The 22,302-nt window shown below is 34.1% G+C and carries 18 protein-coding genes; 13 read left to right on the top strand and 5 right to left on the bottom strand.

Going from position 1 to position 22,302, the window contains the following annotated elements:
• Nucleotides 1-31 precede the first annotated feature (31 nt).
• The 5 genes from H0Z29_03915 to H0Z29_03895 all read left to right on the top strand — a co-directional run bounded on the left by H0Z29_03915 (nt 32) and on the right by H0Z29_03895 (nt 7,427).
• Nucleotides 32-247, top strand: a complete 216-nt coding sequence (locus H0Z29_03915) for a hypothetical protein (protein ID MBO8130651.1) — start codon at nt 32-34, stop codon at nt 245-247.
• An 829-nt stretch (nt 248-1,076) separates the two neighbouring features.
• Entirely contained in the window at nt 1,077-2,255 is a 1,179-nt protein-coding gene (locus H0Z29_03910; protein MBO8130650.1) for a M24 family metallopeptidase, read from the top strand.
• Between the two features lie 15 nt (nt 2,256-2,270).
• Nucleotides 2,271-3,974, top strand: coding sequence for a hypothetical protein (locus H0Z29_03905; protein MBO8130649.1), 1,704 nt, complete (start codon nt 2,271-2,273; stop codon nt 3,972-3,974).
• Between the two features lie 338 nt (nt 3,975-4,312).
• Nucleotides 4,313-4,840: a permease gene (locus H0Z29_03900; protein MBO8130648.1), complete on the top strand. Its 528-nt coding sequence runs from the start codon at nt 4,313-4,315 to the stop codon at nt 4,838-4,840.
• Nucleotides 4,841-4,973: 133 nt separating this feature from the next.
• Entirely contained in the window at nt 4,974-7,427 is a 2,454-nt protein-coding gene (locus tag H0Z29_03895; GenBank protein ID MBO8130647.1) for a TonB-dependent receptor, read from the top strand.
• A gap of 263 nt (nt 7,428-7,690) precedes the next feature.
• Here H0Z29_03895 and H0Z29_03890 read toward each other — a convergent pair whose 3' ends face one another.
• The 4 genes from H0Z29_03890 to H0Z29_03875 form a co-directional block, all read right to left on the bottom strand.
• Nucleotides 7,691-8,536 carry a DUF4922 domain-containing protein gene (locus tag H0Z29_03890; GenBank protein ID MBO8130646.1) on the bottom strand — a complete coding sequence of 282 codons (846 nt, stop codon included), beginning with the start codon at nt 8,534-8,536 and terminating at the stop codon, nt 7,691-7,693.
• Between the two features lie 204 nt (nt 8,537-8,740).
• On the bottom strand, nt 8,741-9,208 hold the full coding sequence (locus H0Z29_03885; GenBank protein ID MBO8130645.1) for a glycosyltransferase family 2 protein: 468 nt from the start codon (nt 9,206-9,208) through the stop codon (nt 8,741-8,743).
• 31 nt (nt 9,209-9,239) lie between these two features.
• Nucleotides 9,240-9,872, bottom strand: a complete 633-nt coding sequence (locus H0Z29_03880) for a hypothetical protein (protein MBO8130644.1) — start codon at nt 9,870-9,872, stop codon at nt 9,240-9,242.
• Nucleotides 9,873-10,242: 370 nt separating this feature from the next.
• Nucleotides 10,243-10,827, bottom strand: a complete 585-nt coding sequence (locus H0Z29_03875) for a hypothetical protein (GenBank protein MBO8130643.1) — start codon at nt 10,825-10,827, stop codon at nt 10,243-10,245.
• Nucleotides 10,828-11,068: 241 nt separating this feature from the next.
• Between H0Z29_03875 and H0Z29_03870 the strand changes: the two genes are divergently transcribed.
• Entirely contained in the window at nt 11,069-12,490 is a 1,422-nt protein-coding gene (locus H0Z29_03870; GenBank protein ID MBO8130642.1) for a hypothetical protein, read from the top strand.
• On the opposite strand, the gene H0Z29_03865 is transcribed toward H0Z29_03870, so the two are convergent.
• A complete protein-coding gene (locus H0Z29_03865) occupies nt 12,487-14,616 on the bottom strand; it encodes a glycoside hydrolase family 3 C-terminal domain-containing protein (protein MBO8130641.1) in 2,130 nt (709 codons plus the stop codon). The genes H0Z29_03870 and H0Z29_03865 overlap by 4 nt on opposite strands.
• 497 nt (nt 14,617-15,113) lie before the next feature.
• Between H0Z29_03865 and H0Z29_03860 the strand changes: the two genes are divergently transcribed.
• The 7 genes from H0Z29_03860 to H0Z29_03830 all read left to right on the top strand — a co-directional run bounded on the left by H0Z29_03860 (nt 15,114) and on the right by H0Z29_03830 (nt 22,255).
• Nucleotides 15,114-16,526: a TldD/PmbA family protein gene (locus H0Z29_03860; GenBank protein ID MBO8130640.1), complete on the top strand. Its 1,413-nt coding sequence runs from the start codon at nt 15,114-15,116 to the stop codon at nt 16,524-16,526.
• An 8-nt stretch (nt 16,527-16,534) separates the two neighbouring features.
• Nucleotides 16,535-17,881, top strand: coding sequence for a TldD/PmbA family protein (locus tag H0Z29_03855; protein ID MBO8130639.1), 1,347 nt, complete (start codon nt 16,535-16,537; stop codon nt 17,879-17,881).
• Nucleotides 17,882-17,954: 73 nt separating this feature from the next.
• The gene (plsX, locus tag H0Z29_03850; protein MBO8130638.1) at nt 17,955-19,040 is read left to right on the top strand and encodes a phosphate acyltransferase PlsX; all 1,086 of its coding nucleotides are present in this window, start codon (nt 17,955-17,957) and stop codon (nt 19,038-19,040) included.
• A gap of 49 nt (nt 19,041-19,089) precedes the next feature.
• Entirely contained in the window at nt 19,090-19,734 is a 645-nt protein-coding gene (locus H0Z29_03845) for a flavodoxin family protein (GenBank protein ID MBO8130637.1), read from the top strand.
• Between the two features lie 131 nt (nt 19,735-19,865).
• Nucleotides 19,866-20,474: a repressor LexA gene (gene lexA / locus H0Z29_03840; protein MBO8130636.1), complete on the top strand. Its 609-nt coding sequence runs from the start codon at nt 19,866-19,868 to the stop codon at nt 20,472-20,474.
• A gap of 3 nt (nt 20,475-20,477) precedes the next feature.
• Entirely contained in the window at nt 20,478-21,659 is a 1,182-nt protein-coding gene (locus H0Z29_03835; GenBank protein MBO8130635.1) for a hypothetical protein, read from the top strand.
• 23 nt (nt 21,660-21,682) lie between these two features.
• A complete protein-coding gene (locus tag H0Z29_03830) occupies nt 21,683-22,255 on the top strand; it encodes a PHP domain-containing protein (GenBank protein ID MBO8130634.1) in 573 nt (190 codons plus the stop codon).
• Nucleotides 22,256-22,302: the final 47 nt, after the last annotated feature.

The raw sequence follows: 22,302 nt of genomic DNA, 5'->3' as shown, positions 1-22,302 counted from the left end.
ACATGGTATACAATTAAGGAGGTTGGTAGAATTGATAGAGATAAGAAAGATTGAGAGAATAAGAGATAAGAGATTTATAGGGTTGAGAAGAATAGTAAAAAGGAATTGGACATCTTTGATAAAGATAATTGAAGAAGATAACTCTCTGTATGGATTTACCCGAAGAATTTTGTATAACATTAAATTTTTTCATAGTTATCAGAGAAGATACTGTTTAATTTTTTGTGTAAATACCTATTTCCATTAGAATTTTAGGTTTAACCTTCCTTTGAAATAGATAGCCAATTGAGCAATAATTTTGTCCAGTCTCTGATGGTTGTTATCTATTTCTTTGAGACGCATAAATAAGCCAGATAAAGTATTTTTTAGTGCTGTGTCGGTTTGGAAAATGGTTTTAGTTTTGGTGACCTTGTGAAACTCTCTGTAACAGTTGCTATAGTTAAGTGTTCGATAAGCTTTTCCCGAATAGGGATCCTACGGATTTCCGAAGGATCTCTTTTGAGAGATGACGCCATTTTTATCAAGCAAATCATTTATAGTTTTGGCAGTTTCCAGATACTTTTCCAGTTTCTCGATGATGGCTTTCTCTATTTTTATGGCAAATACCTTCGTTTGTTAAACGGTTAAACATAACTTACAGGAGGTATTTACAAAAGTCAGAAAAAGTAAGAAAGATATTTTCTTTATCCCATTTACTCAAAAATCGGGGTACTCCTTTTTATTTAACTATTTTAGCCATTTGATTAACACATAAATAGATCATTTGAGTCACAATGAATTGTCACTATTAATTTTTAACGTTTAAACTTTGAAAGTGAAAGTATAGGTATTACTGTAGATAAAAGAGTATCCTAAAAAATTTTAATTGTAAAATTTTTAAAAATGCTTAATATATCTCTGGACAAATGAAGCGACGGGCAAAGAGTAAAGCTTTCAGACTTTTAAGGTTATTATTGTTAATTATGGTTATTGCAATTTTGTATTTTTTATATTTCAGAAAAGTTTTTGAGAGTATCAAGGAGGGAAAATATCCAGTAAAGCATGAACAAAAATTGAGGTAAAACCGGAGGTCATTTATGAATATAGAAAAAGTTCAACGAGAAATTTTGAAATCAGGAATTGATGGATGGCTTTTTTATGATTTTCATAATAGAGATATAATCAGTTATAAAATCCTTGGTCTTAATCCAAAATCTTTTACTACGAGGAGATGGTTCTATTTTATTCCAAAAAGTGGGAACCCGAAAAAGCTCGTCTCCGGGGTAGAATCAACAAAGCTTGATAGCCTACCCGGTGATAAGTTTGTTTACCGTACATGGTCAGAATTGAGAGAAAATCTAAAGGATATTTTGAAAGGGTATAAGAAAATTGCTATGCAATATTCACCTATGAATAATATTCCGTATATATCAGTTGTTGATGGTGGGATTATAGAATTGGTGAGGTCTTTGGGAGTAAAGATAGTTTCATCGGCAAATTTAGTCCAATCATTTGAAGCAATTATAGATGAAGAAGCCTTTAAAACACATAAGCAGGCAGGAGAGAAAATACAAAAAATAAAAGACGAAGCATTTTGTTTTATTGGAGAGAATTTAAAAAAAGGAAAAAGCATATCAGAATTTGACATTCAAATGTTTATTGTAAAAAGATTTGAAGAGGAAGGCTTGACGGATGATGGAGATCATCCAATTGTTGGTGTTAATGAACATCCATCTGATCCCCATTTTTCACCAACACCTGAAAATTCATATATAATTAAATATGGAGATAGGATTTTGATTGATTTATGGGCAAGGCTGGATGAGCCAGGATCGATTTACTACGATATAACCTGGTGTGGCTTTGTGGGGGATAATCCACCTGAAAAATATGTGGAAGTATTTAGACTGGTATGTAAAGCTAGAGATGAAGCTATTGGTTTTATCAAAAATAGGTTAGAGAAAAATAAAAAATTATTCGGTTATGAAGTTGATGATGTAGCGAGGGAAATTATAAAAGATGCAGGATATGGTGAATACTTTATACATAGAACAGGGCATTCGATAGGAACAGAGGTTCATGGGAATGGAGTCAATATTGATAATTTTGAAACCAAAGATGATAGGGAAATTTTACCAGGACTTTGTTTTTCTATTGAGCCTGGAATTTATATCCCTGGTGAACTTGGCGTTAGGACAGAGATAGATGTGTATGTAGATAAAAATAGGGAAGTGGTGATCGTTGGAGAAATCCAAAAAGAGTTGGTTTTAATTTAGTGTTTAGGAGTAGATATGAGCTGGTACCTATATGTAATACTTTTATACTTCTTAATACTTACTGGATTTAATTTTTACCGCAGCAAGAAGGTAAAGACCCAGGATGATTTTATGGTTGCAGGCAGAAAACTTAATATTAAAATAATGGTATTTACATTGATATGCACATGGATTGGTTCGGGTACTTTTATAGCAGGAGCTGAATATGCTGCAAAGGCAGGTTGGTCGAGTCTCTGGATGCCAGCGGGAGCCTGGTTTGGCATTTTAGTGATTTATTTTCTGGCAGGAAAAATAAGGACTTTTGGACAGTATACGATCGGTGATATTCTTGAGGAAAGATATGGAAAAGCTGCGAGAGTAATTGGTGCAATAATGATAATAATAGCTTTTACAACAATTGTCTCTTATCAATTCAGGGCTGGGGGTTTGATTTTGAATGTTGTAACTGAAGGTAAAGTATCAGTGGAAGTTGGTCAAACCCTTGCGGCAATTTTTGTTATCCTTTTCACAGCTCTTGGAGGAATGGTAGCTGTAGCTCATACGGATTTACCGAATGGGATTATTATATTGCTTGCATGCTGTATAGCAGTTCCACTTGTTGTATTATTTTCTGGAGGATTTCATGCTCCGGCTCAGCACCTACCAGCTGGACATATGATGGTTTTCTCTCCTGACTTTGGGAGATATCCGGCTGTAAAAGCTGGTGGTTACTTCCTTGCAACTTTAACTTTGCTTTTGGGAATACAATCCATGTATCAAAAATTCTATAGTGCACGATCTCCGAGGGAAGCAAAGCAAGCTGTTGCTCTCTGGATTGTCGGTACTATTTTAGTCGAAGTAATTGTTGTAGCGATTGCAATATATGCGGCTTCAGCTCACTGGGTAGATATAAAGGAATTTGAAATTATAAATCGGCTAAAGCATGAAGTTATTGAAAAAAAGATCAGAACTGGTGAGATATTATCCAGAGCGAATGAATTAGCATTAAAAGATTATCAAATGGGAGTATTAAAGAAAAATCAGTATGAAGCATTAATAGAAAGAATAGACTGTTCACTTTCAAAAAACTTTACTGAAGATGAGTTTCTTAATTTTAAAGCTGGAGTTGACCCTGCTTCTATTGTATTAAAGGCAGCCAAAGATATATCAAGCATGTCTGTAATTGGTTTAATCGCCGGGTTACTGCTGTGGGGTGCAGCATGTGCTGTAGTGATTTCTACGGGTATGAACTACTTACTCTCGCCCACCACAAATATAATGAGAGACATATATCAGAGATTTATAAATCCAAAAGCTAGTCATTCAACAATGGTGGCTTTACAAAAGACATTTGTTGTAATATTAGGTGTTTGTGCCTTTTTAATGATTTTCATTCCTACTGTAAGGGGATCAAGTATCAGTGTTTTGCGATACGCATACGTAGCATATACAATGTATGGAGTGACTATAACACCAGCTTTGATAGCTGCTCTGTCTTGGAAAAGAGCAACTAAAGCCGGTGGACTTGCTTCAATTATTGCAGGTGCTGCCACAAGTCTTTCTCTAGAATTTGTTATCCCGACATTATTCCCATCGATTATGAAAAATGGAGATCCATGGGGTATACCAGGTATTTATATATCACTATTGGTTTCTGTTGGTGCGCTTGTAACCGTTACAAATCTGACGAAACCACCTGAAAAGGAAGTCATATTGAAATTTTTCCCTGATATAAAATAAACTTATTATTCATTTTTTGAGATTGTTCAAAGGTAAAATGCAGATTAAGCAAAAGATTATCCGTTATTATTTCATTGATAATATCTTTAATTAACCATAATTAGTGTCGTTACCCTTTTATGAATCCTGTATATTTAAGAGATTTAAATGTATCTTATTTTTTTATCTTTAGAGATATTTTTCGGGTTTTCACGGTAAAGATTTAGGGATGATTTTAGTACCAGTAATTTTCGATTTAATCTATGATTTTAGAGGATTCTTTGTTTATTATTGATTGGAATGTTAATTTAATTCGATAGTTTTGTTCTTATATTATTATTGAATAAGGAATTTAGAAAATGAATAAAACTGAAAAAAGGAAAGGGAATAATAGTATGTTAACCTCTATAATAATAATGGCGTTGCTGTCCACTATTCTTTTCCTTATTGCTTATTTTCAGGGAAAAGGTAACCATATTGTTGGTTTAAAAATTGCATTTAGGATGACACTGGATGTATTACCATTGTTAATTTTTGCTTTTATATTAGCTGGTATGATCAGGTCTCTTATTCCCAATGAAATTATATCTAAATGGATAGGACAGGAAGCTGGGTTTAGGGGCCTCCTGATAGGGACAATCGTGGGTGGTATTACCCCGGGTGGACCTTATGTAGCTTTGCCTGTAATAGCAGGACTTATACAGTCCGGAGCAAGCATTGGAACGATGGTAGCTTTTGTCACAGCCTGGTCACTCTGGGCAATTGGTAGAATGCCCATGGAGATAGCAATTGTAGGCTGGAAATTTTATCTTACCCGCTTATTAAGCACTTTCTTTTTTCCACCTATTGCAGGATTTATTGCCGATAGATTGTATAAGATTCTGTAATAAATGTCTTCATTTGTGTAATAATAAAGGAAAAGATAATACTTTAATTAAAAAATATTAGGGTATAAGACAACCATATTAGACAAAGTATACTCTTAGGGTTAATGTTTTATTTCATAAGGGGATTCATATTATGAAAATTTTGATAATAGTATTCATAGTTACCTTTGTTTTCTTTAGGTTTTCATTTTCCGAGAATGAAAGTGGGGGGATTGTAGGCACAATTGTGGATGATGAAACTCAATCGCCTATCGCAGGTGTAAATGTATTTGTAAAAGGTGATTCTATTGGTACGATTACGGATGAAAATGGATTCTATCGACTATTAAATTTAACCCCGGGAATGTACAATGTCAGTTTTCAGATTATAGGGTATAGAACTATTGAAAAGTTAAATATCCCTGTTGCATTGGGTAGACAAACTCAAATGGATATTCGAATGAGTAGAGTAGTATTAAGCGGGAAAGAAGTTGTGGTAAAGTCATCTGCTTTCGCAAAACTTGGAGATCCAGTCCCCAGTGATAAGAATATGGATTACACTGAAATGATAAATGACCCCGGTAGCATGATGGATGTTCCGAGAATGATGCAGGCTTTACCTTCTGTCATATCGGGTGCAGATCAAGAAAATGAAATTATAGTTCGAGGAGGCAATCCTGGAGAAAATTTATTTTTATTGGATGGCATTGAAATTCCTAATCCAAATCACTATGGAAACCAGGGTGCAGGTGGTGGTCCAATATCAATGATAAATCCTTTTTTTATCAATGATATTGATTTTTACGCTGGTGCTTTTCCTGCAAAATACGGTGGTAAATTATCTTCAGTAATGGATATTCACCTTAAAGAGGGCAACAAGGAAGAACGTAATTTTAGTTTTGATATGGGAATGTCGGGTATCGGAATGTTAAGTGAAGGACCAATAATAAAGGATAGGATAACATATATATTTGGTATTCATAAAAGTTATCTCGAATATATTATTGGAAATTTTGGCATGACTGCTATTCCTAAGTATTGGAATGCACAATGGAAAGTGATTTACTATATTTCACCTAGAGCTAAAATTATCTGGAATGGACTACTCGGTGATGAAAAGATTTATATTGATTATTCAAAAGAAACTATTCCTTCAGGAACGGATATAGTTGATGTCAAGAGCGGGAAATATGCTACAGGTATAACATTCAAATCTTTATTGAGTAAAAATAGTTTTATGGATGTTACATTATCAAACGTCAAAGACTACTGGAAATGGGATGTATTTAACTTAAATAATAATAAAAAATATAAAACCTTTCAAAAGAGGGATGCAGAAGGTGAATGGACACTAAAGGGAGATTACACCTGTAAAATAAATGATTTCAATACTTTATCAGCAGGCTTTAATTTAAAGCTAATAAATTTTTATCATAAAGACTGGTCAAGCGCTGATACCATCTATTCCTACTATTATCATCCCTATGGTAATCCCTATGATACGACTTTCTACTACGATGCTAATGGTTTTTACTCAGCCAGTCCTGATACTTATTCTATATATAGAGTGGAAAGAATATTTGATGAATGGGGAATTAATAATGATATTGATACACGAAGCTATGCCGCTTATTTACAACACAAACTTATACTATTTGATAGATTAACAATTCTTATGGGTTTGAGGCTTAGTCAATTTGAGTATAATAATAGCAATGCTATATCACCCCGTTTGGGCATTTCATATAGAATAATCAGTTCAACTTATATAAATGCTGGTTACGGGAAACATTTTCAGCAACCTGCCTATTTTAATTTTTCTATAAATCCAGAGAAAAATAGAAGCTTAAAACCTGAGATCTGTGAGCAGTATATTTTTGGTCTGGAGCATCTTTTTTCTAACACTTTTAAAGGGAATATTGAGATATATTATAAGAAATATTACAATCTTGCAACAAATCGTGCTTGGGTTGAAAGAGATTCATTATCTAATTATAATTTTGAAAAGTTGAGCAAAGGTAAGGGCTATTCAAAGGGTATAGAGCTATTTTTACAAAAGAAACTTAGCAAAAGCTTTAACTTCACTCTATCTTACTCCCATTATATATCAAAAAGGCTTGATTTAAGAAGAAAAGAAGTAGCATATTATACTTCAAGTTATGATTTCAGGAATGTATTCACTTTTATAGTAGGCTATAAGATAGTAATGTTAAGATATAGTTGGTATCTTGATTTGAATAATAGATTCTGGTGGAAACCAATCGCATGGTTGTTAGATCCGGGTAATGAGCTGGAAATTGGAATCAGATGGCGATATTCAGATGGCAAACCATATACGAAACATAGCTATAACCCATATTTAAGGAGATGGTTTATAACGTGGTCTACAGACTTAAATACTGAAAGAACGCCATGCTATAATAGACTTGATATTATGATTCTCAGAAGGTGGTATACAAAGAAATATTCAATTGTTTCCTACTTTCATTTTATAAATGCGTTGAATAGAAAAAATATCTGGGATTACTATTACACAGGAGATGGTAAAAAAGGTAAGATTTACCAATTCAGTTTCATGCCAGTTGGAGGGTTTGTCATAGAGTTTTAAAAAAATTGATATTCAGAAAGTTTTTGAACTAATTGGTAAAAGAGATTATCTGGTAGTGTCGTATCTTGGTAAGCTTTTTCAATTAAAAGTGGATTGAAGATTAACTTCTGGAAATCTTTACTTCTGATCGTGATTATTTGTCCCAAATATTCCCTTATAGCCATACCGAGAATAATTCTTTTTGGTTCTTTATCGTAGAACAGTGAAGGTCTATTTGTAACTTTTGGGAAAATCGTGAGAAGATATTTTTTTGTTATTGGATACTATTTCAATAGTAAATTCATTCTGCCTTCCAATTCATTCATTTTTATAGAATCGATATATTCTCCAAAATCCGGAACGCCGTTTAAATTTTTAATATTTTTACTTATATCAAGAAAGTCATTATTAAAAAAATCAAAAAATTCGGTCAATTCATCTTCGCTGGTTGAGGTAACGATAATATTTTTTCTTAAAAAATCAGGAATGTATAGCACTTGAATGTTAGATTTTGCTATTATTTTCTCCACCTTATATTTTTCAATATTATTTAAAAAGTTTTCAATTTGCATTTCCCCGGGTAGCATATTTTTAAAGCCAGCCTGAAAATGAAAGTGCGGATTGGAGGCCCCAGCCAATAGTCCATTGTAGAATATCGAAAAATCAGATAACGTTTTTGCAATATAAACCATATCTGCAAATTTTCCTTTTATTACTTGTGGATAGTGTTCTGTAGTTGCTATAGTCAAATCTCCTCTTGTTACCATCATGGGATTTATTCGTATTATATATTTACCGTTAATAATTGGAAGTCCTCTTTGATTTGGATAAAGATTACACAGCTTACATTGGGCTTTTTCTAACCTGTCTTTAAAACCACTACTCAGTAAGCTATTTTTCCTCACTGGATTTAGCATAACGTTTAGTACAATAGAACCTATTTTTATTTTTTGTATCTGACATTTGTCCAGGGTTTTTAAGTTTTTTATTAACAATTCAAAGCCATTTAATAAATCTTCCTGATGCTTGATTAAAGCTTTGACCAGATTATTATAGTCAAGTACGTTGTTAGATTCTTTGAGATATGGTCTCAGTTCATCTACTGAGATAAAATTTTTATTTTCTGTCATTGGATTCTTAAAGATTTATCAGCTTCAATTTTATGCTTTATCTCCTCTAGGATATATTTTCTTGCAAAATATTTTGCTTTATTTTCCTCCTGAAGAATTTCGTATGATATATTATTACTGTCAGTGTTCTCTTTGTGTCTTACAACCAGATATTTAGGTTTTGATAGATTTCTTTTTATAATATAGCCATCTCTTATAATCCAATCAATAAAGATAGTATCTTCTCCATAATTTAAAGGTGGGAAAACCAACCTTATTGAAAACTTCTTTTCTAAAATACCTTGGTGCCCCATAACCTGGTATACAGAATTGTAACAAAGGATTGTTGTAATGAACTAAGAATTCATCATGGTCTACAATCTGATCGGATATGGTTAGTTCACCTGAATCTAAATCTCTTGTTGCAATCCTATATGTTCCAATTATTAGTGCAGCATGTGTACTTTTAAATTGGTCAAAAATCTCAACTACTGGGTCATCTATTAAAATATCGTCGGAATCAAGCTGACCAATGATATTATACTTTGCTTTCTGTACTCCAAAATTTCTGACTTCTCCGAGAGTTAAATTGTTAACTTTATAGTACTTTATTATTTCCTTGTGTTCATTTATATATTTTGATATAACATCGGAAGTGTTATCATATCCATTGTCTACGATTATTAATTCCATTGGTACTTTTTTGAGAATTTGTTAAATGCGGTTATGAAAGATTTAACAGCATATTTGATGAGCTTTTCCCTATTGTATGTTGGCGTAACAAATGAGAACCGTTAGGGGGGTAACCTGATGCGGGTTTTGAAAAATACCAATCCGGAAGATAATATCTATTTTTTATTAGATAATCTTTGAAAATTATATTACACCATTCGAATCTTCCCGGGTCAGATAGATAATTAAAATTAGATTGATCGAATTGTATCTTACTATTTTCATTCTTTTTAATTGCTTCATATCCGGGATAGAAGGGGATAAGCTTTTTACAGGAATATAAAGGCTCCTTAATGGTAAAAATAGTGCCGCCATGCGAGAGTACTCCCATTCTTAGTGCATAATCATATGCGTGATTTACATCAGTTTTTAGTATAACCTTATTCAAGTACTTTCTTGAAATCGCAATCAAAGGGCCATGGTAAAAGAGCATTGAATTATTAACTCTACCAGGTACAATAATATTTGATGGGTCTTGCCCATCTTTGAGAATATGCAACTCTTTTTCGTTATTTGAAATTTCATAATGATTACAAACTATAAATCCAGCTCCAGAGAGAGAATATGCTCGGTAAAATTTATCTACGATATTTTTTGAAAATTCTATTTCATAGCCAGGTTGCAAAATAGAAATTAGATCTCATGGTATCTTGTATTGTTCTATAAGAATTTTTAAAGCATGCATTATATTTTTATATTCATTATTAATTATGAGGCAGTTTTTTGCCTCCTCTAGATAAATTGATATAGAGTCATTTATGAAAATTGTAATCGTTGCATTTTCACTGATGGATGTTGCACTTTTTTACATTTTTTACATTGTATTCTTTTCCATTTGGGTCATTTTCTGAAATAAAGAAGATAAAAACACACTTCATTTTAATGAAGTTTAATAATTCTGGTATAAAGTTGTAAGTATAATTGTTATAAAAAACAACCCCCTTCCCTCATTTAGAGGAGGAAAGGGGTTTGAATACCCGATTTAATCGGTATAATTAGAAGGGTAGTTCCACTGGCAATGCGTATTCAACACCTACCCTTATGTCAAGCCATTCTTGAGATCCACCAAAGTCGGCATCATCTTCGCTACTCAGGAATTCTGCGCCACGAACCTTCGCGACTACATTTAGACCTTCCATTACATTATATCCAATGCAGATACCAGGTAACAATCCTATATTTGTGTATGAATTATCTCCTACTGTTTGCATATTTAATCCGAGGTTGACTTCTATACCGAGCATTAATCCTTCAACAGGTAAAAAGGGCGATAGATCTAGAGTCCCACCAACTAATAAAGGAATTCCACTTAGGTCGTCACCACCATTTTCCCCGCTTGCCATATAATAGCCTAATTCCAGCCCTGCTGCGAGTGACATATCACCAAACATTACCAGCTCTGGTACTTTTGCTGTTACAGTAAATGGAATCCCCATTCCAAATTTGTCTTTGATGTTTTCACCGAGAGGCATCATTGCTCCAGTGCTAGCTCCAACTACTGGCTGCTTGGCAAATATGCTCTCTGAGCTAATTAGAAAAATGAGCATCAGAGCTACCGTTAATACTGCTACTTTTTTCATTTTTACCCTCCCTAACTATTTTTTATAGACATAAATTAATTTTCATTTGATATTAATATATACAGAAAAATAATATTTGTCAAAGAAATTTTTCTCGGTAAGTGAAAATTTTTTCGGAGGAACATATAATAATTTTTGGCACATACAATACATTTTTAACTTTTATATATTTTTAATAATTTCTCTTGTGAATTTTAGAAGGCTATTCATAATTACATTCATATGCTTTCTGTGTAAAAATTTGTTTCCTCAATATATGTTGCCTCAATATGACTATTTATATCAGGACTTAAGATATTACAGACTCATTTATAAAAAAGCTTATCCATTAGACTTTATCACAAAACCATTTGATATTAGTAATATAGCAGATTTTGTGAAAAATATAGATAATCCCAGATTAAATTTAGCAGATAAGTATATAAACAATTTCTATTTACAAGGTAAAGATGATTATTTATTAGTTGGAATAAACTCACAGTTTAACTTCAACTCTATTGATAATGAATTTAGATGTGCTATTAGGACATACGGGCTACTACCGATAAATAACAATATTTCCGTTGTTAATGTAATGGCAATTGATCCCTGGGTAACCAAACAGGAAGGATATATTGGAAAACAGTGGCGTGGCCTTGCGGGGTATACCGAACAAGCATACATCATGTATAAAAATAATTTTATGCGTTTCTCTTTCGGAAGAAGCTATTATTCAAAAGGGAATGGGAGAACGGGTAATCTTACCTATTCCTGGTTTATTCGTCCCCTTGATAATGTGCAGTTTGAATTGAAAAGGAAAAATTTCACTCTATCCTTTATGCTTGCCCAGCTTGACCCAATTAATGGAAGCAGAAGATATCTGAGTACACATACAATTGGATTTAGGATAAAGAACTTCTCTGTAGATTTTACTGAAAGTATATTGTATGGTGGCAGTGATAGACTATTTACTTTTTCATTACTAAATCCATTTCTCTTTTTCCATGGTGAACAGATGAACGATGGTAGCCTTGGGGTTATTGGTAATACCTTAGGTAATATAACATTTGACTATCTTGGAAATAAGTGGGCATTATATGGTGAGGTTTTAATAGATGATGTTCAACTCGACAAGAAAGAACCAGGCGATTTGGAACCTAATGAAGTAGGGTTTTTAGTGGGAATGGAAACTGCTGATATTTTTAATATAAGTGGTCTCTATATAGGAATTGAATATATAGTAATAACTAATAGGACATATAAAACACCAAACAAGCATGAATGGTTTATACATAGAAATGTACCAATTGGATATCCTCTCGGTAGCGATCTGGATAGGATTAACATTTTTTTAAGGAAATATATTGGAAATAAAATTCAGGTGACATTTAACATTGACTATATCAGAAGAGGTGAGGGCGAATTATCTAAGGAGTGGGATCAACCATGGATGGAGCGAACAGTAGAAGAAGGTTATAGTGAGCCATTTCCTACTGGAATTGTCGAATACAATTTAAATCCAGAATTTGGGTTTTTATACCTATTTTCCTATAGCAATTATATTAAGTTAAATTTGGGATTAAAAAGAATAGATAATTATAAACATGAAAAGGATAAAGAAAAGAAAGAATTTTATATTGCCTTGCAGTGGTTGCTGGATTTAAAAAAGCCTCTCTTATTTTAATTTTTTTCAACCAATGTGACTTTTCCTTTAAGTCGGATATCTTTTGAAGATGAGCCTATTAGTATTTCAAACTCTCCTGGTTCTGCATACCAATCTTTCTTGTCAGGATCCCAATAGGAAAAATCACGTTTTGTTAATTTTATTTCAACCTGTTTTGTTTCGGCGGGTTCGAGATATACTTTTTTAAATCCCTTTAACTCCTTAACTGGTCTTAAAACCTTTGATTCAATATCTCTTACGTAAAGTTGGGTTACTTCAGCGCCTGCCATTTTCCCTGTATTTGTCAAGTTAAATTTGACGGTGACAGTATCTTTAGATGTAAATTTACTCTTTGATAATTCAAGATTTCTATATTCGAATGTGGTATAGGATAGGCCATGTCCAAAGGGAAATAATGGTTCTATTCCTTTTGTATCGTACCACCTGTATCCTACAAGAATCCCTTCTTTGTATTCTATATTGTTTACTTCAAAGAATATATTAAAGTCTTCGCCCCAGCCAGTATTCAAGTCTGTCCCCTCAGGTATATAACCATACCCAGGAGAATCTTTAAAATCTTTCTCAATAGTAATTGGAAGCTTCCCAGATGGATTAACTTTACCAGCGAGTATCTCTGCGAGAGCAATGTTCCCTATCTGTCCTGGATACCAGGCATATATAATTGCACCTACCTTATCAGCCCAATCAGTCATTTTGATACCACCACCTGAATTTACTATTACAACTGTATTTGGATTTAGAGAAACGATTCTTTTAATATTTTTTTCTATTTCTTCAGGTAGTTCAAAAGGTCTATCTTTCCCCTCAGAATCAATTGTTCCAATACATAGAATAACAACATCGGAGTTTATTATATGTTTGTCTGATGGGTTCTTTTTATATTTTATCTTTCGTCCGAATTCACTTTTTAGCGCTTTTATTAGTGAAATACGATTGTATCCTTTTACATAAGCTGATCCTTCACCATGTGGTATTTTCCTTACAAATTTGCCTGTCAACAATATTTTTTTGCTACTATTTATCGGCAAAATGTTATTTTTATTCTTTAATAATACTATACCTTCTCTGGCTGTTTGCAATGCAATTTTTTCATGTATCGGGAAGTTTTTTAAAAATTTTTTCTCCATGACAGGTCTATCATACAAACCCATAGCAATGAAAGTTCTAATAATATTTTTTGCCATACGATTTATGCCATTTTCGGTTATTTTGCCCTCTTTGAGAAGTCTTTTAGTATTTGATTTCACTGTGATGTCGCCAATGCGATCAAAAACGGGGTGACCATCTAAGATATCACCTGGCATTTCAAGGTCAATACCAGATTTTATTGTTTTTTCTGGATCCCAGGTAGACCACCAATCTGACATCACCAGCCATTTGAAACCCAGTTTCTTCCGTAGTAGACAATCCACCACAAATTTGCTTTGACCGCACCATTCTCCATTGACTTTATTGTATGCTGTCATCACTGCCATAGCACCTGCATCTATGCCTGCTTTAAATGGATAAGTATAGATTTCAAAAAGAGATCGTTCGTCAACAATTACGTTTGTTGTACGTCTGTGATATTCATTATTGTTACAAACAAAATGCTTTAATGTGGCGATTGTTCCTGTGCTCTGGACACCAACAACATAGTTTTCAATCATTCTTGCTGCCAGATACGGATCTTCACCAAAGTACTCGAAATTTCTTCCATTTTGTGAAATCCTGTAAATATTCATACCTGGTCCAAGTAAGACTGCTATTCCGCCTGCACGACACTCTTCTCCTATGCTTTTTGCATATTTATAGGCGAGTTCGGGATTCCATGTAGATGATAGACAAATAGGAGACGGAAACGCAACCGATTTTCTTAGCTTTTTACTAACTATTTTTCTTATATGAACTCCCTGGGTAGCATCGGACATATAAAATTCAGGAATACCGTATTTTTTAAATCCTTTAACGTAAAATAATTTGTGTCCACCTAAGAGCTGGATTTTGTCATCAAGGCTCATCTTGCTGAGTATTTGCTCAGCTCTTTTCGTTGCTTCTTCGTAACTAATAGGTGGATTAAATGGTGAATATTTGTAATCTCCTGATGCTTTCGATTTGCTGTAGGTAATATTGGTAAATATTAACATAAAGATGACTCCTATTAAAGTAAAATTAACTTTATTCATAAAGACCTCATAATTTAGATCTATTAAATTATTGATAAGGTAACAATTATAAAACTCTTTCGTTTTAACGAAAGAGTAATTATAATTTAAAATTTAGAATAACATACATGTTGACATTAAGAATATTATCGATTGCCCAGGGGATTTTATCGAACACAATCAATTCGAAACCTGTTTCCTTATAGCATATAAATAATGCCGATAGAAATGGAGGAATTGCCGAGTTGATAAACTTATTATACTGATGTTACCAAATAGATACGATAGAATATAAATACATAAATCCCAATATTTTAATACTATTGGAAAAGTTTAAAAACACATGAATATTTTAAGACCTGATTTGGACCTTTCTTAAATAAAAGTGAGGTTATAATAAAGTGTTTGTTAAAAACCATTTAATTTGATAAAATAAATTGCTTATAGTCATTCAATTTAATTGTTGGGAGTTTAAGGATATGGAAGAGTTATTCGGAATTACGAAAAGTGAGATAAAAAAGATTCTCAATTTTGCCTTGTCTCGTGGTGGTGAACATGCAGATATATATTTTGAATATAAGATTGCATCCACCGTAAAAATGGAAGAAGATTTAATAAAATCTGTTTCCTCGGGAATCTCAGCTGGGGCGGGCATAAGAGTCGTGGATGGGGAACAGGTTGGATACTCATATACAGAAGAGATAAATTTTAAAAACTTAAAAGAGGCGGCATTAAATGCTTCTCAGATAGCTATGAATAGAGGTTCAGTTAATATTGCTCCAATACAAAGAACTAGAAAACGAAATTTATACAGTGTAAAGCAATTGTCGACTGATGAATCGATTGATTCAAAAATTGAATTACTAAACTTAGTTAATTCGTCTGCTAGAAAATATGATAACAAAATTACTAAAGTGAGCGTAACTTTTAATGAAGAAACAAGGAAGATTATATATGTTGATGTTGAAGGTAGATACTTTGAAGATATACAGCCCCTCGTTTTATTGACTTGTTATTGTGTAGCAGAAAATGGAAGGAATAGGCAAGGAGCTGGACTGGCGCTCGGTGGGAGAGTAGGGCTTGAATTTTATTCTCTTGATGAGAATTCGCCATCATGGTTAGGTCAGGAAGTGGCTCGAATTGCTGTGACAAATCTTGATGCAAAACCATCACCAGCAGGTACTCATGTTGTCGTCCTGGGTCCGGGTGAGAGTGGCATACTACTTCATGAAGCAATAGGGCATGGATTGGAGGCTGATTTTGCAAGAAAAAAGCTGTCAAATTACTCTGGTAAAATTGGTGAGAAAGTAGCATCAGATAAATGTACTATTATAGATAGTGGAATAATACCAAATTTAAGGGGTTCTATAAACATAGACGATGAGGGTACTCTTCCAGAAGAGACTGTAATGATTGAGAATGGTATCTTGAGAGGGTATATTCATGATATAATGTCCGCACGACTAATGGATATGCATGCTACTGGTAATGGCAGAAGAGAATCATATAAATATCCTCCTATTCCGAGAATGACAAATATTTTTATGAAACCCGGGGATTATGATCCCGATGAAATAATTTCCTCTGTGAAATTTGGCATATATGCAAAAAGGTTTGCGGGTGGGCAGGTTGATATTGTAAATGGTGATTTTACATTTGGTGTATCAGAAGCGTATTTAATAGAAAATGGTAAATTAACAGTCCCACTTAGAGATGTTACGTTAATTGGTAATGGTCCCGATATTTTGAAGAAAGTTGAGATGGTTGGGAACGATCTGGTTTTTTCCAAGGGAGGTTGGACATGTGGCAAAAACGATCAGAGAGTACCAGTAGGTATTGGAATGCCAACCGTTAAGGTAAGTGGTATTACTATTGGAGGTACAAAGATTTAGGGGTAATTATGAATGAACTAAAAGATTTTGCTGAATTTGTTTTAAAAGTTATTCGCGGTGAGGGAGTTGACGAAGCTGATTTAATAATTATTGAATCAAAAAGTCATCATGTAAAAATAAGAAGAGGAAAGATAGAAGAGCTAAGATTTTCTAATCCAAAGGGAATTGGTTTAAGAATAATAAAAGGTAAAAAATGTGGTGTAACATTCAGCAATGATTTTTCAAAGGAGAAAGTAAAAGAACAAATTTTAAAAATGATAGATATGCTGGAATATATGAGCGAGGACAGTTATGTCGGTTTACCGGATGGGGAATTAATTGGCAGATCAACAAGGGAGATAAATACTTATGATAGGTTAATTGAGGTAATACCTACTGAAGATAAAATAAGAATGGTTAGAGAGCTTGAGGAAGAAGGATTCAAATATAGTCCGTTAATTAAAAATTCTGAAGGAGCACAGTGGAGTGATTCTGTATCCAATATAGTTATAGGCTCGACAAAAGGTTTTGTTGATGGGTATTCCACGACGAATTATTCGATGAGTCTAGTACTTGTAGCGGAAAGAAATGGTTCTAGGCAAACCGATTACTGGTATACAAAGAGTAGATTTTATAAAAACCTGGAGTCTATTGGTTCTGTGGCAAAAAAGGCGGCAGAAAGAGCAATAAGAAAGCTTGGAGCAAAAAAACCGAAGACATCTCAGGTTCCGGTCGTTTTTGATCCTGATGTTGCTACAGACTTAATAGGGATTGTAGCAACCTGTGTGCTTGGTTCCAGAGTGTTTATGAAAGGCTCATTTTTAGCGGATAAACTTGGAGAAGTTATAGGCACAGACAAAGTTCAACTCATTGATGATCCTTTACTACATGCTGGATTAGGTTCTAGGCCATTTGATGATGAAGGAGTTGTAAGTAGGAAAAATGTTATAGTTGAGGATGGGGTTTTAAGGAGTTATCTGTGCGATTCTTATTCAGCTAGAAAATTGAATCATCCATTAACAGGAAGTGCCGTAAGATCAATAGGTTCGGTTCCATCTTCGGGAATTACAAACTTTTATCTTGAAAAGGGAGATGTAAGGAAGGAAGATATTATTGCTTCAGTCGAAAATGGGTTATATTTAACCCATGTTCATTGGACTGGTGTAAATTATGTTACAGGTGATTATTCAAGAGGTGCTGAAGGTATATGGATTGAAAATGGGAAGCTGAGTTATCCAGTCCATGAATTTACAGTATCGGGAAATGTACTCGATATGCTCCAAAATATAAAGATGGTGGGGAGTGATTTAGAATTCCGCGATAATATAAGTTCACCTACCATACTTGTGGATGGTCTCATAGTAAGTGGAAGTTAACCTTCTTATTATTTTCATGGGGATTTAGTATATTTTCGGTTAGAGGGATTTTTGATCTTAGGTAAAACTAAAAGTGTGGTATAAGAAAAAAAGTAATGAGGAGTATATAAGGGTAAATGGTGCTATTGTTGCAGTCGACGCAATGGGTGGTGATTATGCCCCTGGTGAGATAGTACGCGGTGCCGCTGATGCAACATTGAGGAGTGATGTAAACATAATACTGGTTGGAGATGAAAAGAAAATAAAAGAAATATTGGATGAGTGTGAATATAAAAAAAATCGGATAGATATTATACATACTGATCAAAGAATTACAAATGAGGAAACTCCCAGACTGGGAATCTTGAGGAATCCAAAAGCTTCAATGTTGATTGCTGCAAGTATTACAAATGAGGGTAAAGCTGACAGCTTAGTATCGGCAGGAAATACAGGAGCTTATGTATTATCATGTGCGAAACACATTTCGAGAATACCTGGAGTTAAAAAAACTGCAATAGCTACTGTATTTCCAACTCAAAATGCTCAGGCAAGACCGGAACCATTTTCTCTACTGCTTGATGTTGGTGCTAATGTTCATTGCAATCCCGAAGACCTTGTACAATTTGCTATAATGGGAAAAATTTATTTTGGTGAACTAAAGGGATTAAAAGATCCTACAATCGCGCTGTTAAATATAGGAAAGGAAGAATATAAAGGTGGAGATATACTGAGTAGGACATATAAAATATTGGCGTCTCTTGATGGATTGAATTTCATAGGTAACATAGAAGGGCATGAAATTTTAAAAGGATATGCTGATATTGTCGTGACTGAGGGTTATGTTGGGAATATTGTTATGAAAACTATTGAGGGAATGGCTGATATTCTAAGTCATTTCGGAAGGTATGCTTTTAAAAGAAAATTTATATGGAAGTTAGGTCTTATTGCTCTTTCCAGTGGTCTAAAGCAGATCAAACAAGCAGTAGATTATTCTGAGTATGGCGGCGCACCAATCTTAGGGTTTAAGAAAATAATAATAAAAGCTCATGGAAGATCGAAAGCCAAAGCAGTAACAAATGCAATTCTTGTAGCTGCAAGATCACATATGAAGCATATTCCTGAAAAGATTAAAGATGAGATAAGCAGTTATAATAAATTAACTGAGCAAATAAAAGAATAATTCTAATTTAGATTAATACTAATTAATTACATTTCAGTGGGGGAAAGCCATGTCTGAAGTTTTTATTGTAGGATTTAATGGCTCTCCAAGAAAAAATGGAAATACGATGAAAATGTTGTCTGTTGCTCTTAAGGCTGCGGAGTATGAAGGTGCTAATACAAAAATTTATCATCTTTATGATTATGAAATAAAGCAATGTAAGGGGTGTCTTTGCGATGATTTATTGAGGTGTAAATATCCGTGTGAAATTGAAGATGATATGAAGCTTTTGTATGATGAAATTATAAAAGCTGATGGATTGATTATAGCTTCTCCAATATATTGGTATAATGTATCAGCTCCAGTAAAGAACCTTATTGACAGAATGACAATTTTTGAAAATTCAATCTTTATTGAGGGAAATTGTCCTACTGAGGGGAAAGTTGCAGGTATTATAGCAGCTGGGAATGATTCTGGTTGTATATCTGTGATATCCAATTTATATGCTGTTTTAAATTCCATGGGATTTTCTATACCACCATGGGCACTTGCATATAAAAATTCTAATAGATTATTGGATGAGGAAGAAAATAGAGTTCTTGATGCTGCTAATGTTGGTAGAGTGGTAACAATTATGGCAAAAGTTTTAAAGGATAAAAAGATAGGCTGGTTTAATAACAAGCTACTGGAAAAATTGCATATTCATTCAACATAAAAAATAACATAGAAAGTATCGCCTCGTATCAGCGGTACTTTAAAGAATATTTTTTCATTTTTTTGAATTTTCGGCTGGAAAAATAGTAATAAACTTTTTATATTACTTACGAGAAACTTACGGGTTTTATTATGAAGAGAAAATTATCGCCAAAGAAAGAAAGGTTTTTAAGGTTTGTAAAAGGGTTTATCAAACAGTACGATAGACCACCGACATTTTTTGAAATAATGAATGGACTGGGGTTTAGTTCATTGGGGACTGTAAACTGGTATGTCAGGGAGCTTGAAAGAGATGGCTATCTTATACGTGGTGGATTTAATGCAAAAAGGGCTCTTTACGTTAGTGAGGATAAGGATGAGGAAAATTATAGACTGCCACTTCTGGGTTTGATATCCGCAGGTAAGCCTCTTGAATCTATAGAAGACAGGGAATATATAGAGGTGCCCCTGTCGTATGTTCATCCTGATAACTTTGTACTTAGGGTAAAAGGTGATTCCATGGTGGAAGATAATATTCAAGACGGGGATTTTATCATTGTAAGAAAAAGAGCCACGGCATATCCAGGACAGACGGTTGTAGCTTTCATAAATGGAGAAGCTACGTTAAAAAGATATTATCCAAGTAAAGACGGGGTAGAGCTACATCCTAGGAATCCTGCTTACAGTATTATAAAAGTAGCACCGGAAGATGATTTCAGAATAATTGGGGTAGTACTTTTTGTCTTTAGAAAATATAAATGAAAAATGAAACGTTCGATATTTCATATAAGAGTTAAAGACTTTAGCATTCAGGTAGAGAGAATGCTGGATGCAAGGCTACGTAAAAAGCCAATAGCCATTATTTCATCAAACGCTCAGAATGGTACCGTTGTGTCTGCTTCTCCGGAGGCGGAGGAAGAAGGAATAAGACCAGGACTGAAAGTATTAACAGCAAAGAAAATTGCAAGGGGAGTGATTTTTCTTCCCTTCAATCGCTCTTTGTATGCTCAGATTCATGAATATATCTACAGAATGATAAAACCTTTCTCTCCTGTAATAGAGCCACTTTCCTATGGGCAATTTTTTGTGGACATGACAGGAATGGATGGGATATACAAAAGTTCGGTAGACGCAGGTTGTCTTATTTCTAAAACTCTTTTAGAAAAGGTAAATCTGTCCAGCCGTATAAGGATAAGCACAAATAAGTTGGTAAGTTGTATCTCTACAGCTGTAGTACCAGAGAATGTCTATCTTGTGGAGGAGGGAAAAGAACCCCTATTTCTCAGTCCTCTTGCATCCAGCTTCTTGCCCACGGTTTCTCTACCCGATGTAAAAAAAATAGTAAGCTTCCTATTGCTTAAGAAAGTAAAGAATATCCAGGAGATAACAGAGGACAGACAGACCTCTGAAGCTATCTTTCGTAATTATTCCAGAAAGCTTTATATGGAGTCCCATGGTAAGGATAATTCTGCAGTTAAACCTCCGACTTTAAAAGAGCATATAGTGGAACAGACTGTTCTAACTGAAGATACCAACGACGAAGATAGTGTGATGACAGCATTCATAGGTATAGCTGAACAAGTAGCATATCAGCTCCGAATTAGGAAACAGATTGCCCGCAGTGTAAAGGTTGAGGTTCACTATTCTGATGGCTTTAAGGGGATGAAGAAAGGGAGGCTTTTGTCAAATTCTGATAGCTATGTAATATCTGTATGCATTGACTTGTTTCACAGAGCAAATTATCGGCGAAATCGAATAAGGTCTATTCTAATAGATGCATGGGATTTTGCCCCCTATGTGGGACAGCTCAATATTTTTTTTCCTGAAAAGGATAGGAATCTTTCAATAGTTGTTGACAGGATAAGAAACAAATACGGTTTTTCAGCAATTTTCAGAGCTTCTGAGCTTAAAGTTTTCCAAACAAAGTCATCTGAAATGTATGGTTGAAGATTTGGGCAAGGAAGTAGAATATGTTTACTCATCTTAATGTTCACTCTACCTATTCCAAAATGAGGGGGACTGCTTCACCCAGTGAACTTATTGCACGGGCAAAGGAGTTTTGTCAAACTCATCTTGCTCTTACGGAAGTAAATGGAATATGGGGTTTTATACACTTTGTTCAGCGTGCTAAAGATGAGTGTATAAATCCGATTGCTGGTTCAAATGTTATTATGGATAATACAGATGAGGTTGTGCTGCTTGTGGAGAACCAACAGGGTTATGAGAATTTGTGCAGGCTTCTTACGGAAGTGCATTATGATGCAAATGGGAATATTGCTCGGTTGCTTGAAAGGTATGGAGAGGGTTTGTTCGTACTCGCGTATCAAGAAAGAGTGATAGAAAGACTTATTAACGTAATTCCAAAAACGAATCTTTTTGTTGAGCTAAGATGTGGTATCGAGGAAAGAAAAGCGCAGGCTCTTTCCATGAAGTATAAACTGGAGATGGTAGCTACAGGTGATGTGTATTTTTTGAACCCGGATGATTACAGGTCTCATATGATACTTGTGGCTATAGATAAGAACACAACTGGGATCTGTTAAATTTTCTGTTGAAATTTTGAATAAAAATAAGAAAGGTACCCCCAATC

The organism is Candidatus Neomarinimicrobiota bacterium, assembly GCA_017656425.1.
Classification (GTDB): domain Bacteria; phylum Fidelibacterota; class UBA2242; order UBA2242; family B5-G15; genus JACDNV01.
The sequence above is the reverse complement of the archived record's forward strand: the minus strand, read 5'-3'. Positions and strand labels throughout refer to the sequence as shown.

What these genes read in the sequence shown, in the direction of transcription:
- H0Z29_03910 (MBO8130650.1), top strand. Translation starts at nt 1,077, where the DNA reads ATGAATATAGAAAAAGTTCAACGAGAAATTTTGAAATCAGGAATTGAT.
- H0Z29_03905 (MBO8130649.1), top strand. Translation starts at nt 2,271, where the DNA reads ATGAGCTGGTACCTATATGTAATACTTTTATACTTCTTAATACTTACT.
- H0Z29_03900 (MBO8130648.1), top strand. Translation starts at nt 4,313, where the DNA reads ATGAATAAAACTGAAAAAAGGAAAGGGAATAATAGTATGTTAACCTCT.
- H0Z29_03895 (MBO8130647.1), top strand. Translation starts at nt 4,974, where the DNA reads ATGAAAATTTTGATAATAGTATTCATAGTTACCTTTGTTTTCTTTAGG.
- H0Z29_03890 (MBO8130646.1), bottom strand. Translation starts at nt 8,536, where the DNA reads ATGACAGAAAATAAAAATTTTATCTCAGTAGATGAACTGAGACCATAT.
- H0Z29_03885 (MBO8130645.1), bottom strand. Translation starts at nt 9,208, where the DNA reads ATGGAATTAATAATCGTAGACAATGGATATGATAACACTTCCGATGTT.
- H0Z29_03875 (MBO8130643.1), bottom strand. Translation starts at nt 10,827, where the DNA reads ATGAAAAAAGTAGCAGTATTAACGGTAGCTCTGATGCTCATTTTTCTA.
- H0Z29_03865 (MBO8130641.1), bottom strand. Translation starts at nt 14,616, where the DNA reads ATGTTAATATTTACCAATATTACCTACAGCAAATCGAAAGCATCAGGA.
- H0Z29_03860 (MBO8130640.1), top strand. Translation starts at nt 15,114, where the DNA reads ATGGAAGAGTTATTCGGAATTACGAAAAGTGAGATAAAAAAGATTCTC.
- H0Z29_03855 (MBO8130639.1), top strand. Translation starts at nt 16,535, where the DNA reads ATGAATGAACTAAAAGATTTTGCTGAATTTGTTTTAAAAGTTATTCGC.
- H0Z29_03845 (MBO8130637.1), top strand. Translation starts at nt 19,090, where the DNA reads ATGTCTGAAGTTTTTATTGTAGGATTTAATGGCTCTCCAAGAAAAAAT.
- lexA (MBO8130636.1), top strand. Translation starts at nt 19,866, where the DNA reads ATGAAGAGAAAATTATCGCCAAAGAAAGAAAGGTTTTTAAGGTTTGTA.
- H0Z29_03835 (MBO8130635.1), top strand. Translation starts at nt 20,478, where the DNA reads ATGAAACGTTCGATATTTCATATAAGAGTTAAAGACTTTAGCATTCAG.
- H0Z29_03830 (MBO8130634.1), top strand. Translation starts at nt 21,683, where the DNA reads ATGTTTACTCATCTTAATGTTCACTCTACCTATTCCAAAATGAGGGGG.